At 72.6% G+C, this 17722-nt stretch carries 16 protein-coding genes; 3 read left to right on the top strand and 13 right to left on the bottom strand.

What is annotated here, in order from left to right; all coding sequences use genetic code 11:
- Positions 1 to 84: 84 nt before the first annotated feature.
- Positions 85 to 741 (top strand): C39 family peptidase, encoded by a 657-nt coding sequence (locus tag EAD98_RS25745; protein WP_121656571.1) that lies wholly within the window; start codon positions 85 to 87, stop codon positions 739 to 741.
- Between the two features lie 68 nt (positions 742 to 809).
- Here the strand turns inward: EAD98_RS25745 and EAD98_RS25740 are convergent, their stop codons facing one another.
- A complete protein-coding gene (locus EAD98_RS25740) occupies positions 810 to 1466 on the bottom strand; it encodes a DedA family protein (RefSeq protein WP_121656570.1) in 657 nt (218 codons plus the stop codon).
- A gap of 258 nt (positions 1467 to 1724) precedes the next feature.
- Between EAD98_RS25740 and EAD98_RS25735 the strand changes: the two genes are divergently transcribed.
- The gene (locus EAD98_RS25735) at positions 1725 to 4577 is read left to right on the top strand and encodes an aconitate hydratase (protein ID WP_121656569.1); all 2853 of its coding nucleotides are present in this window, start codon (positions 1725 to 1727) and stop codon (positions 4575 to 4577) included.
- Positions 4578 to 4648: 71 nt separating this feature from the next.
- Here EAD98_RS25735 and EAD98_RS25730 read toward each other — a convergent pair whose 3' ends face one another.
- The 9 genes from EAD98_RS25730 to EAD98_RS25690 form a co-directional block, all read right to left on the bottom strand.
- A complete protein-coding gene (locus EAD98_RS25730) occupies positions 4649 to 5866 on the bottom strand; it encodes an RNA polymerase sigma factor (protein WP_121656572.1) in 1218 nt (405 codons plus the stop codon).
- A gap of 67 nt (positions 5867 to 5933) precedes the next feature.
- Positions 5934 to 6260, bottom strand: coding sequence for a YciI family protein (locus tag EAD98_RS25725; RefSeq protein WP_233578776.1), 327 nt, complete (start codon positions 6258 to 6260; stop codon positions 5934 to 5936).
- A 104-nt stretch (positions 6261 to 6364) separates the two neighbouring features.
- A complete protein-coding gene (locus EAD98_RS25720; RefSeq protein ID WP_121656567.1) occupies positions 6365 to 6976 on the bottom strand; it encodes an ATP/GTP-binding protein in 612 nt (203 codons plus the stop codon).
- Positions 6957 to 7343, bottom strand: a complete 387-nt coding sequence (locus EAD98_RS25715) for a DUF742 domain-containing protein (RefSeq protein ID WP_121656566.1) — start codon at positions 7341 to 7343, stop codon at positions 6957 to 6959. The genes EAD98_RS25720 and EAD98_RS25715 overlap by 20 nt, the downstream gene beginning before the upstream one ends.
- Before the next feature lie 5 nt (positions 7344 to 7348).
- A complete protein-coding gene (locus EAD98_RS25710) occupies positions 7349 to 7771 on the bottom strand; it encodes a roadblock/LC7 domain-containing protein (protein WP_074312735.1) in 423 nt (140 codons plus the stop codon).
- Positions 7772 to 7861: 90 nt separating this feature from the next.
- On the bottom strand, positions 7862 to 10459 hold the full coding sequence (locus tag EAD98_RS25705; RefSeq protein WP_121656565.1) for a nitrate- and nitrite sensing domain-containing protein: 2598 nt from the start codon (positions 10457 to 10459) through the stop codon (positions 7862 to 7864).
- Positions 10460 to 10583: 124 nt separating this feature from the next.
- Positions 10584 to 12200, bottom strand: a complete 1617-nt coding sequence (locus EAD98_RS25700) for a prenyltransferase/squalene oxidase repeat-containing protein (RefSeq protein ID WP_121656564.1) — start codon at positions 12198 to 12200, stop codon at positions 10584 to 10586.
- Positions 12193 to 13086 carry a terpene synthase family protein gene (locus EAD98_RS25695; RefSeq protein ID WP_233583974.1) on the bottom strand — a complete coding sequence of 298 codons (894 nt, stop codon included), beginning with the start codon at positions 13084 to 13086 and terminating at the stop codon, positions 12193 to 12195. The genes EAD98_RS25700 and EAD98_RS25695 overlap by 8 nt, the downstream gene beginning before the upstream one ends.
- A gap of 8 nt (positions 13087 to 13094) precedes the next feature.
- Positions 13095 to 14432, bottom strand: coding sequence for a cytochrome P450 (locus EAD98_RS25690; RefSeq protein ID WP_199723551.1), 1338 nt, complete (start codon positions 14430 to 14432; stop codon positions 13095 to 13097).
- A gap of 430 nt (positions 14433 to 14862) precedes the next feature.
- Here EAD98_RS25690 and EAD98_RS25685 point away from each other — a divergent pair, with 430 nt between their 5' ends.
- Positions 14863 to 15111, top strand: a complete 249-nt coding sequence (locus EAD98_RS25685) for a DUF2630 family protein (protein ID WP_121656561.1) — start codon at positions 14863 to 14865, stop codon at positions 15109 to 15111.
- 43 nt (positions 15112 to 15154) lie between these two features.
- Here EAD98_RS25685 and EAD98_RS25680 read toward each other — a convergent pair whose 3' ends face one another.
- The 3 genes from EAD98_RS25680 to EAD98_RS25670 form a co-directional block, all read right to left on the bottom strand.
- Positions 15155 to 16087 (bottom strand): serine protein kinase RIO, encoded by a 933-nt coding sequence (locus tag EAD98_RS25680; protein WP_121656560.1) that lies wholly within the window; start codon positions 16085 to 16087, stop codon positions 15155 to 15157.
- A 195-nt stretch (positions 16088 to 16282) separates the two neighbouring features.
- Entirely contained in the window at positions 16283 to 16927 is a 645-nt protein-coding gene (locus tag EAD98_RS25675) for an HAD family hydrolase (protein ID WP_121656559.1), read from the bottom strand.
- 65 nt (positions 16928 to 16992) lie between these two features.
- A complete protein-coding gene (locus tag EAD98_RS25670; RefSeq protein WP_147457488.1) occupies positions 16993 to 17721 on the bottom strand; it encodes a carbon-nitrogen hydrolase family protein in 729 nt (242 codons plus the stop codon).
- Between the last annotated feature and the right edge of the window lies 1 nt (position 17722).

The raw sequence follows: 17722 nt of genomic DNA, 5'->3' as shown, positions 1-17722 counted from the left end.
CCCTTGAACTTTCCCCCCGTTTTCCCGTGCGATGCACCCCCCTTGTGTGTCGTATGCACCCCTGATGCAGAGGAGCACGCCATCATGCGTACCGATCTGATCCGCAAGACCGCTCTGACCGCCGCTGGCCTCGCGTTCACCGGCGGCGCCATCGCCGGCCCCGTCACCGCCGCGTACGCGGCCTCGGATGCCAAGCCGGCCAAGACCCAGACCGACCGCAAGCCGTCGGGTGAGCGTCAGCTGGGTGTGCGGTACGAGGCGCAGCCGAACTTCTACTACTGCGGCCCCGCCGCCACCCGTAACGCCCTGTCCGTGCAGGGCAAGGACATCAGCGTGGACGCCATGGCCAAGGAGATGGGCACCACCGAGGCCGGCACCAACTCCATCAACGACATCACCCCGGTGCTGAACAAGGAGACCGGCAAGAACGACGCCTACCACAGCGTGGAGATCTCCAGCCCCAGCGCTGACGGCAAGCAGACCGACAAGCTGCGCGCCGACATCGTCAAGACCGTGGACGACGGTCGGGCTGTGGTCGCGAACATCGCCGGCACCACCACCGATGTTGACGGCGGCGTGCACTCCTTCGAGGGCGGGCACTACATCAGCGTGGTCGGGTACCGCGACGGCGGGAACGTGGTGAAGATCGCCGACTCGGCCGATCCGGACACCGCCTCCTACGAGGTCACCGTCGAGCACCTCGCCGACTGGATCGCCACCCGCGGCTACGCCACCAGCTGACACACACCACGCAGCACGATCGACAAGGGCCGGACCCCCAGGGGTCCGGCCCTTTCGTCATGCCCGGATCAGGATTCGTGGCCCGCGCGCACCGGCTCGGCGTCCGGCGTCGGCTCGGCCGCCTCGAACCGGTGGGCCCGGCGGCGTAGCCACCAGGTGCTGGCCAGGCCGGCGAGCACCGCGAGGGCCAGCCCGGCCCAGGAGATGTCCTTGAGCCAGTGCTCGGCCGCCCGGCCCACGGTGAACAGCAGGTAGGTGGTGCCGAACGCCCAGACCAGCCCGCCGGCCGCGTTGGCCAGCAGGAACCGCCGGTACGGCACGTGCAGCGCCCCGGCGAGCGGGCCGGCCAGGATCCGTAGCAGTGCCACGAACCGACCGAAGAAGACCGCCCAGACGCCGTACCGGGCGAAGCTCTGTTCGGCCCGGGCGAGCTGTGGGGGGCCGAGATGTCGGGGGAAGCGCCGGCCCAGTCGGGCCAGCAGCGGTCGGCCACCTCGGCGGCCCACCGCGTACCCGATGGAGTCGCCGATGATCGCGCCGGTGGCGGCGGCGGTGGCCACCCACTCCGGTTCGACGACGCCGGTGGCGGCGAGCAGGGCGGAGCTGACCAGGACGATCTCGCCGGGTAGTGGGACGCCCATGCTCTCCACGCCGATCACTCCGGCGACGAGCAGGTAGACCGCGATCGGCGGCAGCGACACGAGCCAGTGCTGAACGTCGAACACCGTCGACCCCTTCCCCGTCCGGCCTCGAACCCTACCTGCGGCTGGTCGGGTCGACCGGCCCGTGCGTCCGGGCCCACGCCCCGTAACGCGTCCTAGGAGGCTAGGGATGAGATGGCGCGCGGGCCGGTGCCGGGTTGCGCAACTAGCAAGACGGACGTACGGTTTTGTTGAGAGCGGAATCGGCGGTAAGTGTCACCTAACCTCGGCGGCATCCTGGCCGGTGCGACACACTGCTCAGGACTACTCACGGTCGCTGGTGTGAAGGAGTACGACGTGGCGAGCCTCGACACCTTCGGTGCGAAGACCCAGCTACGCGTCGGAGACGCGAGCTACGAGATTTTCCGGATCGACAAGGTGGACGGCCACGCCCGGCTGCCGTACAGCCTGAAGATCCTGCTGGAGAACCTGCTGCGGACCGAGGACGGCGCGAACATCACCGCCGACCACATCCGCCAGCTCGGAGGGTGGGACTCCACCGCCGCCCCGAGCGTGGAAATCCAGTTCACCCCGGCGCGGGTGCTGATGCAGGACTTCACCGGCGTGCCCTGCGTGGTCGACCTGGCCACCATGCGCGAGGCGGTGCGCGACCTGGGCGGCGACGCCACCAAGGTCAACCCCCTCGCCCCGGCCGAGCTGGTCATCGACCACTCCGTCATCGCCGACCTGTTCGGCCGCGAGGACGCGTTCGAGCGCAACGTCGAGCTGGAGTACGAGCGCAACAAGGAGCGTTACCAGTTCCTGCGCTGGGGCCAGACCGCGTTCAACGAGTTCAAGGTCGTCCCGCCGGGCACCGGCATCGTGCACCAGGTGAACATCGAGTACCTGGCCCGCACCATCATGGAGCGCAACGGCCAGGCGTACCCGGACACGGTGGTCGGCACCGACTCGCACACCACGATGGTCAACGGCCTGGGCGTGCTGGGCTGGGGCGTCGGCGGCATCGAGGCCGAGGCCGCGATGCTCGGCCAGCCGGTCAGCATGCTGATCCCCCGCGTGGTGGGCTTCAAGCTGCACGGCGAGATGCCGGCCGGCACCACCGCCACCGACCTGGTGCTGACCATCACCGAGATGCTGCGCAAGCACGGCGTGGTCGGCAAGTTCGTCGAGTTCTACGGCCCCGGCGTGAGCGCCGTGCCGCTGGCCAACCGGGCCACCATCGGCAACATGTCCCCCGAGTACGGCTCCACCGTGGCGATCTTCCCGATCGACGGCGAGACGGTCCGCTACCTGAAGCTGACCGGTCGCGACGAGCAGCAGGTCGCGCTCGTCGAGGCGTACGCCAAGGAGCAGGGCCTCTGGCACGACCCGGACGCGGAGCCGGAGTACTCCGAGCGCCTGGAGCTCGACCTGAGCACCATCGAGCCGTCGCTGGCCGGCCCGAAGCGCCCGCAGGACCGGGTGCCGCTGGGCAGCGCCAAGACGCTGTTCCGCTCGGCGCTGACCGACTACGTCGCCGACGACGAGGCCGGCGAGCGCGACCTGAAGCCGGGCGTGCCCCGCGAGCAGCTGCCGATCGGCGCCAACGGCCCGGCCGACGAGGCCAGCGCCGAGTCCTTCCCGGCCAGCGACCCGCCGGCCAACGAGTTCAGCGACCCGGCCGACGAGCCGCGCGACCTGGAGACCGCGGCGGTCGGCTCCGGCGGTCGGGCCACCGACCCGATCCGGGTCACCGGCGCCGACGGCGTCGAGTACGAGTTGGACCACGGCGCCGTGGTGATCGCCGCGATCACCTCCTGCACCAACACCTCCAACCCGCAGGTGATGATCGGCGCCGCGCTGCTGGCGCGCAACGCCGTGGAGAAGGGCCTGACCCGCAAGCCGTGGGTCAAGACCACCCTGGCGCCCGGCTCCAAGGTCGTCATGGACTACTACGAGCGGGCGGGCCTGACTCCGTACCTGGACAAGCTCGGCTTCAACCTGGTCGGGTACGGCTGCACCACCTGCATCGGCAACTCCGGCCCGCTGCCTGAGGAGGTGTCGGCGGCGGTCAACGAGAAGGACCTCGCCGTCGTCTCGGTGCTCTCCGGCAACCGCAACTTCGAGGGCCGGATCAACCCGGACGTCAAGATGAACTATCTGGCGTCCCCGCCGCTGGTGGTCGCGTACGCGCTCGCCGGCACGATGGACATCGACCTGGCCAACGAGCCGATCGGCGAGGACAGCGAGGGCAACCCCGTCTTCCTGCGCGAGATCTGGCCGAACAGCGCCGAGATCCAGGACGTCATCGCCCAGGCGATCGGCGCCACCGGGTTCAGCGCCGCGTACGCCGACGTCTTCGCCGGCGACGAGCGCTGGCAGTCGCTGCCCACCCCCACCGGCGACACCTTCGCCTGGGCGAACGACTCCACCTACGTGCGCAAGCCCCCGTACTTCGAGGGCATGCAGCAGGAGCCGAGCCCGGTGACCGACATCGCCGACGCCCGGGTGCTGGCCAAGCTGGGCGACTCGGTGACCACCGACCACATCTCGCCGGCCGGTTCGATCAAGCCGGACTCCCCGGCCGGTCAGTACCTCGCCGAGCACGGCGTGCCGCGGCACGAGTTCAACTCGTACGGCTCCCGCCGGGGCAACCACGAGGTGATGATCCGGGGCACCTTCGCCAACATCCGGCTGCGCAACCAGCTGGTCCCCGGGGTGGAGGGCGGCTTCACCGTCAACCACCTCACCGGCGAGCAGACCTCGATCTACGACGCCTCGATGGCCTACCAGGAGGCCGGCATCCCGCTGGTCATCCTGGCCGGCAAGGAGTACGGCTCGGGCTCGTCGCGGGACTGGGCGGCCAAGGGCACCATGCTGCTGGGCGTCCGGGCGGTCATCGCCGAGTCGTACGAGCGGATCCACCGCTCCAACCTGATCGGCATGGGCGTGCTGCCGCTGCAGTTCCCGGTGGACACCACCGCCGAGTCGCTCGGCCTCACCGGCACCGAGACGTTCACCTTCACCGGGGTGACCGCGCTCAACGACGGCGAGACCCCGCGCACGGTGACGGTCACCACCGACACCGGCGTCGAGTTCGACGCGGTGGTCCGGATCGACACCCCGGGCGAGGCGGAGTACTACCGGCACGGCGGCATCCTGCAGTACGTGCTGCGCCGCATGATCGCCAGCTGACGTACCGACGTCACCAGGGCCCCTGACCGCCGCGAGCGGTCAGGGGCCCTGCCGCGTTCCGGCATGCCGGGCTACGGGTCGAGTTCCGTGGCCCGGCTCAACAGGGCGCTCCGCTCGGCGGCGGAGCCCACCGCCTCGGCGGCCCGCCGGAACAGGGCGGCGGCGCGCAGCCGGTCGCCCTGTCGGGCCACCAGGTCGGCCTCGACCGCCACGGCGTGCGGGTAACCGTCCAGCCCGCCGCCGGTGCGGGCCGCGTCGAGCAGCGCCAACCCGGCGGCCGGACCGTACGCGTAGCCGTGCGCGACCGCGCGGTTGAGCGCCACCACCGGCGAGGGTCGGAGGTGGCTCAGCGCGTCGTAGGCCCATGCGATCGCCGGCCAGTCGGTGGCCTCGGCGGACGCGGCGGTGGCGTGGCAGGCCGCGATCCGGGCCTGCCACGCGTACGGCCCGTCGTCGCGTGCCCGGGCCAGCGCGGCGAGCCCTTCGGCGATCGCGCTGTGGTCCCACCGGCGGCGGTCCTGCCGGTCGAGCGTCAGCAGCGCACCGGCGGCGTCGCGACGGGCGTCCCGGCGGGAGTGCTGGAACAGGAACAGCGCCAGCAGGGCGGCGACCTCGGACTGCTCCGGCATCAGCCGGTCGAGCAGCCGGGCCAGCCGGACCGCCTCGTCGGCGAAGGCGGGTTCGCCGTCGGCGACGTAGCCCCGGGTGAAGAGCAGGTACAGCACGGCGAGCACGCCGGGCAGCCGTTCGGCCAGCGCCGGCCCGCTCGGCACCCGGTACGGGATGCCCGCTTGCGCGATCCGGGTCCGGGCCCGGGTCAGCCGTCGGGTCATCGTCGACTCGCTGACCAGGAGGAGCCGGGCGATGGCGGCGGTCGGCACCCCGCAGACGGTGCGCAGCGTCAACGCCACCCGGGCCTCGATCGCGAGCGCCGGGTGGCAGCACGTGAAGATCAGTCGCAGCCGGTCGTCCACCACGTCCTCCCCCACCGCGGGCCCGGGCTCAGCGTCAACCGGCGTGAGCACCGCCAGGTCGTGCAGCTTGCGGCGTTCCACGGCGGCCCGGCGCAGCACGTCGATCGCCCGGTTGCGGGCCACCGTCATCAGCCAGCCGCCCGGGTTGGCCGGCACACCGTCGCCGGGCCAGCGCTCCAGCGCGACGGCCAGCGCCTCCTGGGCGCAGTCCTCGGCCAACGCCCAGTCCCCGGTCACCCGGATCAGGGTCGCGACGATCCGTGGGTACGCCTCGGCGCCGGCGGCCGCGACGGCCTCCGCCGCCTCGGCCGCCAGCGTGCCGGTCACTCGGCCGGCGCGTCCGTGCCGCGCACCGTCCGGCGTTTCGGTACGGGCCACCCGGTCAGCCGGGCAGGCCCGCGAACGGGCGCAGTTCCAGGCGTCCGTGCCGGGCCATCGGGTGGGCACGCGCCACCTCGATCGCCTCGTCGAGGTCGGCGCAGTCGAGCAGGTCGAAGCCCACGATCACCTCGGTGGTCTCGGCGAACGGCCCGTCGGAGACGAGCAGCTCACCGCCGCGCACGCGAACCGTGGTGGCCGCGGTGGTGGGCGCCAACGCGTCGCCCTGGAGGCGGCGGCCACGCGCGTCGTTCTCGGCCACCCAAGCGTGGATGTCGGGTACGTCGCTCGGGTCGGTGTCCGGCTCGGTGTCGGTGCAGACGAACATCATGTACTTCATCTGGTCGCTCCCTGGTGTGTCCGGGTATCGCCAGCATGACGATCGGCCGCGGCCGTTCCGGACACCGGGTGCCGGAATTATTTCTTCGGACCTCGTCAGTTCGAGCCGGCGGCGCGGCGTCGGGCCTCCCGGGTCTTCATGGCGTGCTCCATCAGCGTGACGAGCACCTCCTTGCTCGACTCGCGCTGACGGGCGTCGCAGAGCAGCACCGGCACCCCCGGGTCCAGGTTCAGCGCGGTCTGCACCTCGTCGAGCCGGTACTGCCGGGAGCCCTCGAAGCAGTTCACCGCGACCACGAACGGGGTGCCACGGCCCTCGAAGTAGTCGATCGACGGGAAGCAGTCGGCCAGTCTCCGGGTGTCGGCCAGCACCACCGCGCCGATCGCGCCCAGCGCCAGCTCGTCCCAGACGAACCAGAACCGGTCCTGCCCCGGGGTGCCGAACAGGTAGAGCACCAGGTCGTCACTGATGGTGATCCGGCCGAAGTCCATCGCCACGGTGGTGGTGGTCTTCTCCTCCACACCGGACAGGTCGTCGATGCCCACCCCGGACTCGGTCAGCACCTCCTCGGTGCGCAACGGCCGGGTCTCGCTCACCGCGCCGACCATCGTGGTCTTGCCCACGCCGAAGCCACCGGCGACCAGGATCTTGATCGCGGTGGGCAGTGGGGTCGCTCCCGCCGGCCGGTCAGAGTGCCCGTAGTCCATTGATTACCGCCTCGAAGATGCTGTTGTCGGGAAGACCGGCCGTGGTCTGTGGTTCGCGAACCTGCACCAGGTTGCGGGCCGCCAGGTCGCCGAGGAGCACCCGGATGGTGCCCACCGGCAGGTCGAGATGGGCGGCGATCTCGGCGACGGACTGTATTCGTTGGCACAGTCCGACGATCGCCAGGTGCTCCGGACCGATGCCGATCTCCGGTGTGACGTCGGCTCGGGTCGCGGTGACCAGGGAGATCAGGTCGAACGTGCCGGTGACCGGGCGGGCCCGCCCGCGCGTCATCGCGTACGGGCGGACCACCGGACCCGCATGGTCATCCACCCACTGATGGTCCGCGGATTCTCCCTGCACCGTCATGGCCGCTACTTCTCGCCGGCCGGCTGGTCGGCGCCGCGGGATGGGGAGGCGACGTACTTGCCGACCCGGGTGACCAGCATCGCCATCTCGTAGGCGATCAGGCCGACATCGGCGTCCTCACTGGCGAGCACCGCCAGGCAGGCGTTGCGCCCGGCCGCGGTGACGAACAGGAACGACGACTGCATCTCGATGATGGTCTGCTGCACCTGCCCGCCACCGAAGCGCTTGCCGGCGCCCCGGGCCAGGCTCTGGATGCCGGCCGCCATCGCCGCGAGGTGCTCGCCGTCGTCCCGGCTCAGCCCCTGCGAGGAGGCCATCAACAGCCCGTCGGTGGAGAGCGCGACCGCATGCTCGGCCTGCTTCACCCGGCCCACAAGATCATCCAGCAACCACGTCAGGTCGGCACTCGAAGCCGTCTTCTGGGCCACTCGTCGTCCTCTTCTCCCCCGGCTGTTGTCGCCGTACTCGTCTGGGGCTGACCATCACGCCGCACGGAAACCCGCGTCACCGGCGCCCGGTCAGGTAGTTCGCGGGTCCTCGTCGGTCGGCTCGGGCGTCGCCGGCGGGGCGCCGGACGGGCCGCCGAGCAGTCGTGCCGCGTCGGTCCGACCTCGCCGCGTACCGCTCTGGTAGGAGCTCATCATTCGGCGCACCTGCTCGGGCGGACGCGCCGCGTCCTCCTCGTCGGTCTCGGTGGCCGTCGGGTCGTCGCGCAGCTCGGGCACGATGCTCGCCTGCCGGATCCGCACCGGCAGGCCGGAGTCCGTCCGGTCCGCCTCGGCCCGGGCGGGCATCGGCCCGCCGTCCGCGCCCGGTTCGTCGGCGCGGTCCGTCGGTCCGACGCGGTCGACCGAGGGCAGGCCGGTGGGCACCGTCGGGCCCTCCAGGGCCGGCTGGCCCAGGGCGCGCCGGGCCCGGCTGGGCAGCTCCGACGACCCGGTGCCCGGCGTCGTCCGCTGGCGGGTCGGCAGGGCGGCGTCCACATCGGTCCCGTCGGTCTGCGCCGTCGGGCTGGTCGTCCCGCTCGCCACCGGCGCGCCGGCCGGGACCGCCCCCGGGGCGGCCGGGGTCACCGGTTCCGGTGCGTCCGGCGCCGTCGTGCCGGCCGTCGCCGGTGGTGCGGCCAGCGCGAGGGTGGTCGGGCGATCGCTGGCGGCGAGGGCGGCGGTCGACGACGACGGCAGCGGGATGGCCGGCGACCCGGCCCGCATCGCGCCGGAGTCCTCCGGGGACGCGCCGTTCTCGGTGACCAGCTCCAGCGGGATCAGCACGACAGCGGTGGTGCCGCCGTACGCCGACTCCTTGAGCCGGACCCGCACGCCGTGCCGCTCGGTCAGCCGGCTCACCACGTAGAGGCCGAGGCGGGCGGCGTTGGCGAGGTTCAGCTCGGACCGGTCGACGATCCGGTGGTTCGCCGCGGCCAGGTCCTCCTCGCTCATGCCGAGGCCCCGGTCCTCGATCTCGATGGCGAACCCGTGGCCCACCAGCTGGCCACGAACCTCCACCGTGGTGTGCGGCGGGGAGAACGACAGGCCGTTCTCGATCAGCTCGGCGAGCAGGTGGATGATGTCGCCGACCGCGCGGCCGGCCAGCGAGACCGGCCCGAGCGGCAGCACGTTGACCCGGGTGTAGTCCTCCACCTCGGCCACCGCGCCGCGCACCACGTCGACCATCGGCACGTTGCGGCGCCAGGCCCGCCCCGGGGTGGAGCCGGAGAGCACGATCAGGTTTTCCGCGTTGCGCCGCATCCGGGTGGCCAGGTGGTCGACCCGGAACAGGTCCTCCAGCTCCTCCGCGTCCTGTTCGCGCCGCTCCATCGCGTCCAGCAGGGTGAGCTGGCGGTGCACCAGCGCCTGGGTACGCCGGGCCAGGCTGAGGAAGACCTCGCGGACGTTGCGGCGCAGGTCGGCCTGCTCGACGGCGGTACGCAGGGCGGTCTCCTGGACCGCGTTGAACGCCTTGCCGACCTGGCCGATCTCGTCGGTGCCGAACTCCAGCGGCGGCGCCTCCGTGGCCACGTCGACCTCCTCGCCGTGGCCGAGTCGCTCCACCACCCGCGGCAGCCGCTCGTCGGCGAGCTGCCAGGCGGCCTGACGCAACCGCTCGAGCTGGCGCAGCAGGGTACGCGCCGTGGTGATCGAGATGACGACGGACGCGATGACGGCGAGCAGACCCAGGCCGGTGGCGAGCACCAGCCGGACGACGACCATCACGGCGACGCCGGTGGCCCGGTCGACGATGCCCTCGCCACCCGCGGCGACCGCCTCGTTGACCTCGGCCAGCGCGGGCTCGACGGTCCCGCGCCACTGCTCGGCGCTGACCGGCAGCTGGGTCGCCGGCCGGCCCTCGCGGATGATGCCGTCCTGCACGGCGCGCAGCCGGGTGAACGCCTCGCCCTCGACGAGCTGCTGGTAACGGCGCTGATCGGCGTCGGCGAGCCGGGCCCGGGTCTCCTCACCGAGGAACCGCTCGGCGCCGACCAGGCTGACGTAGCGGGCGTACTCCGGCCCGCTCATCCGGCCGTTGCCGAAGAGGCCGCTGAGCAGCGCGTCCTCCTGGGAGATCAGCTCCTTCATCCGGTTGAGCTGGATCAGGGCGGCCGCTTCGGCGGCGATCTCCTTGTCGTCCAGGCTGCCCGTCACGTCGTAGACCTGGAAGATCGACTCGATGGCGCCGGTGTAGGCGGTGGCTGCGGCGACCCGGTCGATCCTGCGGCCCAGCACCTCCGCCCGGGTCTGTTCGAGTGCGCCGACCTCGGCGATCGTGGCGTCCAGCTGGGCGTCGAGCGCCGAGCTGCCGGCCACGTCGACCTGCCAGTTGCGGACCGAGCTGGCGAAGTCGTCCGCCAGCTGCGCGGTCTTGCGCTGCTCGGCCTCCAGCGCCGCCCGTTGCTCGGCACCGGGGTTGCTCAGGTACGCCTGGGTCAACCGCCGCTCCAGCTGGAGCTCCTGGAGCAGCGGCTCGCTCGGCGTGTAGACCTTGCTGTTGAGCAACTGGACACCGAGCAGGTTGAAGCCGTCCCGCAGGGTGACCCATGCCGCGAACATCCAGAGCGCGACCAGGGACAGCAGCAGGGCGACAACCTTGGTGCGAATACTCGTACCGCGAGAACGCATTGAACCGTCCCAGGCTGGGCGTTGACTCAGCTCATCAACGGGTGATCATGGAGGGCGATGTCCCACCGCAGCGGGGCATACGGGGCTGAGGCTCTGCGTACGCTAGCAGTGTCCACACAACCCCTCAAGTTGTTGTTTTTGTTGCCTGGTAACCGCAATCCGCCACCGAACGGTCGACACCCGGGGTGCGGGCGGCGGCCAGTCGGCAGGCGGCGAGCACTGCCGAGCGGACGATGGCGGTAGGGCAGTACAGCTCCTTGCCGTACCACAGTGGAGGGTGCTCCCGACCAGCCGATTCGTGCAGGTGGGCGTGCCCCCGGGCCACGGCGTCGTCGACCCGCGGTCCCGCCGTCGGCGCCGCGAACAGGATCTGCAGGGCGTACGCGGTCTCCTCGGCGGTGCCGGCCCACCGCCCCCACGAGCCGTCGGCGCGCTGGCTGTCCAGCACCCAGAGGGCGGCCCGGTCCACCGCCTCGGCCGCCGCCGCGCCCCGGCCGAACTCGGCCAGCGCCAGCACGCAGCAGGCGGTCGCGTAGTAGGGCGAGGCGTGCCACCGGTCCTGCCAGCCGCCGTCGGCGCGCTGGTGCCCGGGCAGCACGACGCTGAGCCGTTCGACCGCCCGGTGGTACCGCCCGTCGGCATCCGGGTGCCGGGCCACGTGCTGGCCGAAGGCGTCCAGCACGTGCGCGTTGGTGGTGACCGAGAAGCCGTCCTCGCCCGGCCAGGTGCAGAAGCCGTCCGTCGTCTCGTACGCCCACAGACTGCCCGGGTCGGCGGGGCGACCGAGTCGGGCCAGCGCGTCCAACGCCACCGAGGTGGTGTCGGCGTCGGTCGGCAGCCCGTCGCCGGTGGCGATGCCCTCGGTGCCGGTGGCCCCGGCCAGGCTCTTGAGCAGGGCGCTCGGTGGGTTGACCGCGATGCCGGCGCGGCGCAGCCCGCTGAGCACCCAGGCCCGTTCGAAGACGGTGATCGGCGCCGGGCAGGGCACCGGGCCACCGCCGTCGCGGATGAGGTCCCGCAGGAAGTCGTGCGCGGTCGGCCCGGCGTCCGGCCCGGCCGTGGTCAGCCAGGCCGCGGTGGCGGCGGGCGAGGCGCCCACGGCGGTCAGGGTGGGCCCGGCGTCGGCCGGCGCCGCGTCCAACACCTCGTAGAAGTGGGCCAGCTTCGGCGGCAGCGCCGCTCCGGCGGCCACCGCCGCCCGCACCGCGCGCAGCCGACCAGGTTCGAGCCCGGCGGGCAGCCCCAGCGGCGGTCGGGGCAGCCGGTCCGCGGTCTCCTGGCCCAGTCCGGCCAGCCGGTTGTTGATCGAGTCGACCAGCGCCGGGACGATGAGGTCCAGCGCCGGGGTGTCCGGCAGCTCCCGGGCGTCGATGGCGAGCAGCGTGCCGGTGAGCGCCCGCAGCCCGCGGGCCACCGGGGCGAGCAGCTCCGTCCCGGCAGGGCTCTCGGCCAGCGCGGCGAGCAGCGCGTCGGTGGCGCTCAGCGTGGGCACCAGGGCGTACCCCTCGGGCGGGCCCCACGCGCCATCCGGGCGCTGGCGGCGCAGCAGGAACCCGATCCGCTGGCGGTGGCCGGTCAGCCACGGGGCGTCGGCGACCAGCCGACCGGTCTCGTACACCGATGGCGCGACCTGCCCCCACGGCCGCAGCACCAGGCCGGCGATCAGCTCGCGGGCGGAGTCGGTGGCCGGGTCGCCGCCGGTGACCGGCCCGGCCAGGACCCGGAACGCGCCGTCACTCATCACGCACCCCCCAGAAGTCCGACACCTGGTAGAAGCCGCCGGTGAAGGAGATCTGCCGGTGCAGGTAGTCCGCCTGGCGCGGGCAGCGTTCGGCGAGGGCGGCCAGCTCCGCACGGGAAGCGGCCGTCAGCTCGGCCAGCCGGGTGTGCACCTGCGCCGGGTCGGCGACCAGCAGCGCGTTCAGGTCGCCCCACTCGGCGTCCCGGCCGTGCGTGGCCAGGTCGTTCACCAGCCGCAGTACGCGCTGCACGCCGCGCCCCGCGGCCAGCAGGTCGCTCAGCTGGGCGAGCGTCTCGTCGTCGCCGGTGGCGATCCAGTGGGTGACGTTGACGAAGGAACAGGCGAGGTTGTCGGCGTTGTCCAGGTAGCCGTCCAGGTCCGGCAGGCGCTGTCCGGTGGACGGGTCGGCGGGAAGCTTCTTCCAGTCCCACTCCCGGGCCACCGCGGCGAGCATCCGGGCCAGCTCGTCGCGCCAGATCGGCCGCAGCTCGGCGAAGGCCGGCACGGCGGCCAGCTCGTCGCGCAGGTCGGCCAGCAGCCGCGCCAGGTGCCGCCCGGGCGGCGGCGCGCCACCGTCGGCCACCGCCAGGCAGTCGGTCACCACCTCGCGGACGTCGTCGGCGGACCGGGCGAGGTAGTCGACCTGCCAGTCGGCCGCGAAGACCCAGAGCAGGGTACGGGTGGTGATCCGCAGCTCGGCGGCGGTGTGCCAGGGCGCGGTGAACGCGATCGCGGTGGCCACCGAACTGAGCAGCGCCGGGTCGAACGGCGCGGCGTCGAACAGCTCCGGGTGGGCGGCGGTGACGTCCTGCAGGTCGCGTACGCCGCGTACGGCCAGAGCGCACACCCGACCCTGCTCGGCGACGACGTCGTGACCGGTCTGCACCGGCCCCGTCACGGTACGACCGGGCGCTCGACCGGGGTGAGGATCAGCTCGGCCCGCTGCTTGGGTTGCAGGGAGGCGCCCATCCGCGGTGTCAGGTCGACCGCGTGGCGCAGCTGGAAGCGGTAGCGACTCAGCACCGTGCTGACGATGAGCTGCGCCTCCAGCAGGAACAGGTACTGCCCGAGGCACTGGTGCGGGCCACCGCCGAACGGGAAGTAGGAGTAGCGGTAGGGCCGCCGGGGCCGCTCCGGCGCGAAACGCTCGGGGTCGAAGAGGTCCGGGTCGTCCCAGAAGGTCGACATCCGCTGGGTGACGTACGGGCTGACCAGCACGGTGCCGCCGGCCTTGATCCGTACGCCGCCCAGCACGTCGTCGCCGACCGCGGTCCGCGGGATCATCCAACCGGCCGGGTAGAGCCGCAGCATCTCATCCAGCACCATCCGCCCGTACCGCAGCTCGGGCAGGTGCTCACGGCCGACCCGGCCGCCGCCGACCACCCGCTCGATCTCGTCGGTCATCCGCTCGGCCACGTCGGGCCGGGAGGACAGCACCGGCCAGAGCCAGGAGAGCAGGGCGATGGTGGTTTCGGTTGCGGTGGAGAACATCGCCACCACGTCGCCGCGGATGGCGTACTCGTCGGGTTGGCGGCCGTCCGCGCGGGGCCGGCACAGGGTGGAGATGATGTCGTCGCCGTCGGTGGGCCGGGCCCGGGCCTCCCGGATGATCGGCAGCACCACCTCGTCGATGGTCCGCACCGCCTCACGGAAGGGCCGGTCGCCGGGCATCGGCACCGCGTACGGCACGAAGGGCACCAGCAGGCGCGGGAGCATCGCGGTGGTGACGGTGTCCAGCGCGGCGCTGATCCGCAGCGCGTCCGGCACCGAGATCCGGTCGGCGAAGAGCACCCGCATGGTCGTACGCAGCACGATGCGGGTCAGCTCGGCGCCGCCGTCGATCGGGCGGCCCTCCCGCACCGGCTCCAGCCACTCGTCGACCGCCTCATTGATGGCGTCGGCCATCTTGTCGACCAGCGTCTCGGCCCGTTTGGCGGTGAACAGCGGTTGCAGCGCGCCCCGGCTGGATTCCCAGACCTCCCCCTCGGCGACCAGGATGGCGTCGCCGACGATCCGGCGGACCGGCCGCCAGAGCAGGCCGTCCCCGTCGCGGGTGTAGTTGGCAACGTTGTCCCTCAGCACCCGTTGCAGGTGCTCCGGGTGGCTGACCAGGTAGGGGCGGAACGAGCCGAGGTTCAGCCGGACGACCTCGCCGCCGGCGGCGTCCGCGAAGCCGACCAGCGCGCCGAGCGGGTCGCGGACCAGCGCGGGCAGGACGCGACGGAGCGGTATCGTCCGGGGCTCGGTGCTGACGGGGGCGGGGCCGGCATCGGACACCTGCGACATGGAACCACGACTCCTCGGCGTCCCTTCGACCGCAGCGGTCCACTTCGGTCGGTCGGAACTGTGGAACTTTCACCTTATGGGCGACGGAAGCATCTCACCAAAACCGGGGCACCTCTAGACTTGCGCCCGGTGGAATTTCCACGCTCATGGCGCGTTCACGTCCCGGGCGCAGCCCAGCCGGTGTCCGCAGTGGAGAGTCAGGAGCATCACCCGCACCGGCACTGGCCGGGCTCGTACTCTCGTCGATCGCCAGGTCGGCGGCGAGCCGCCAGGGGCGGGGACGCCGGCACAGCGGCCGACCCGCGACCGTGACCGGGGACGCACCGGTCCCCCCGAATCCGGGCGATGCCGGGCACCCTGTGCCAGGCTCTGTGGCATGGACGACAAGACCATCCTGAACCGGATCTCTGAACTGGTCGACGAGGAACACAAGCTGCGTGCGGCGGCTCAGGCCCACGAGTCGGGCACCGAGGGCGAGGCCAGCGAGCGGCTGCGTGACCTGGAGGAGTCCCTCGACCAGTGCTGGGATCTGCTGCGCCGCCGGCGGGCCGCCCGGCAGACCCACGGCGACCCGGATTCCCAGGGCGAACGCCCCAAGCCCGAGGTGGAGCGCTACCTGCAGTGACCGGCGGGTCGGGCGGCCGGTGCGGCCGCCCGACCCCTTCCGGTCAGCGCAGTCCCGCCTCGCGCAGCAGCTCCCCGGTCAGCGTGCCGGGGTCGACCTGCTCAGCGGCCAGCCCCCGGGCCACGAACCAGGCGCCGACCACGCGTACGTCGCGGGCCAGGAACTCGGGCCCCTGCGGGTTCGCCACCACGTCGACCACCTGCGGCAGGTCGATCACGATCAGCCGGCCGCGGTGCACGAGCAGGTTGTACGGCGACAGGTCGCCGTGCGCGTAGCCGGCCCGGGCCAGCACCCGCAGCGCCTCCACCATCTGGTCCCACAGGTCGCGCAGCTCGGTCGGACCGGGCCGCAGCTGGGCCAGCCGGGGCGCGGCCTCCCCCGATTCGGCGTCGCCGACGAACTCCAGCATCAACTCGGTGCCCCGTAGCTGCACCGGGTAGGGCACGGCGATCCGGTCGTGCCCGGCGCCGAGCTCCCAGAGCCGGCTCAGGGCGGCGAACTCCGCCGCGGCCCACTGCCCGGCGATCATCTGCCGACCGAAGGCCGTCCGGCCGGCCATCGCCCGGTTCTCGCGGGACCGGCGCACCCGCCGGCCCTCCAGGTAGCCGGCGTCCCGGTGGAACAGCCGGTGCTCGGCGTCCCGGTAACGCTTGACCGCCAGCAGGCAGGACCGGTCCGTGCCGGGCACCGCGCGGCGGACCAGGTGCACGTCCGCCTCTTTGCCGGTCTTCAGCACACCCAGCTCGGTGTCCTTGGCGGCCAGCTCGGTGACCAGCCAGTCCGGGTACGGCTCCGGGCCGTGCACGGCGTCGTCCCAGGACGACCAGCGGTCGCCGGTGTCCGGGTCAGGTTCGCTGTCCGGGTCGGCGGGCGGCTCGGTGTGCCGCCCGCGCTTCAGAAACTGCGGCTCGTCGTCGTCGAAGCGACTTCTGCCGCGGGGCCGGCGCTCAAGCGCCGGGAGGTCGTGATCACGCACTGTGGTGAGGTTCCCTTGGTCGAGGCTGATGAAGGCAGCTGGAAGCGACCTGCGAAGACGGCCATGACCGACCCCCTCTCCTCGACCGGGCGCGTACCCGGGGTGCACGATGCGCTGACCATGCTCGCCGTCGTCCCGGCAGCCGGTCAACCGAATTATCGAAACGTCCGCCGCGAGCGGCGGCGACGCGTGCCGTCAGCCGCCGAGCACGGTGGCGACCGCGGCGATCAGCCCGTCCACCGATCGGCTCGGCGCGAACCGGGTGTCCGACCAGGTACGCCCCCGGTGCAGCCAGACGCTGGGCAGCCCGACCGCGGCAGCGCCGCCGATGTCCGCCTCCGGGCTGTCGCCGACCACCCAGGCGCCACGCAGCGGCATCCGAACCCGCTGCGCGGCGAGCGCGAAGATCCGCGGGTTCGGCTTGCTCACCCCGGCCTCCTCGGAGATCACCCAGTCGGCGACGTAGCGGTCCAGGCCGGTCTGGCGGATCTTGGCGTCCTCCACGCGTACCGTGCCGTTGCAGACCACCACCGGCACCCAGCCGGCGTCGTCGGCGATCCGCAGGGCGCAGGCGATCAGCGGATCGAGCCGGGTCTGCGCGACCACCCCGTCGTGCAGCTCCTCCACCAGGTCGATCGAGGGTATGCGCAGCTCGTAGCGGTCCCGGATGGCGTCGGCCAGGTCCCAGCGGTCGGTCAGCCCGTCGGCGTCGATCGAGATCAGCCAGTCGATGTCGGTGGGGGGCGCGCCGATGCCGTCCAGGAAGCGCTCACCCCAGCGGCGGAACGGCCCGGCCCGGTCCAGCAGGGTGTTGTCCAGGTCCAGCAGGAGCAGTGGCACTCGGGCACCCTACGGGACCGACGTGTCCGCCAACAGGTCCGGCGGGTGTCGACCTGACGGGGTGCTCAACCGGACATCGACACCCGCTGGCCACCCTGGTCCGGCAGTCGATCGGCGAGCATCGAATGGGCCGTGCGGGTGGCGGCGAGCACGGCCGGGTCCAGCGTCGCCACCAGCACCGCGGTGCCCTCGTCGGCGCCCCGGGCCAGCAACCGCCCCTGCGGGTCGTAGATCGCCGCGCCGCCGTTGAAGCGCCACGGGTCGACGCCTCCGACCGCGTTGGCGAAGACCACGAACATGGTGTTGTCCAGGGCGCGCGCGGCGTAGTACAGGTCCCGGCGGTGCTCGGAGCCGGCCAGATAGCCGCTGGGGCACAGGTAACCGTGCGCCCCGTCGAGCGCGGCGGCGCGGCCGTGCTCCGGAAAGCAGCCGTCGTAGCAGATGCCCAGCCCGAGCCGCCAGTCGTCGACGAGCAGCGTGGCACCCCGCCCACCGGGGCTGAACAGGTCCCGTTCGGTGCCCCACAGCTGCTGCTTGTCGTATCCGACGCGGACCGCGCCGGCCCGGTCGACCACCAGTGCGGCGATGGTCCGCCGGCCGTCCGGGTGCCGGGCCGCGGCGCCGACCACCACGGTGACGCCGGCCTCGCGCGCCGCCGCGCGCAGCGGATCGAGCCGGGGGTCGGCGACCGCCCCGGCCGGGTCGGCCGTGACGTCGGTGCCGGTCGGGTCGGCGGCGAGGGTCGGCGGGCTGTGTCTTATACACATCTCCGAGCCCACGAGACTACGCTGCATC

It is taken from the genome of Micromonospora sp. CV4, from assembly GCF_003667455.1.
Lineage (GTDB): Bacteria > Actinomycetota > Actinomycetes > Mycobacteriales > Micromonosporaceae > Micromonospora.
This window is presented reverse-complemented; position numbering and strand designations above follow the sequence as displayed.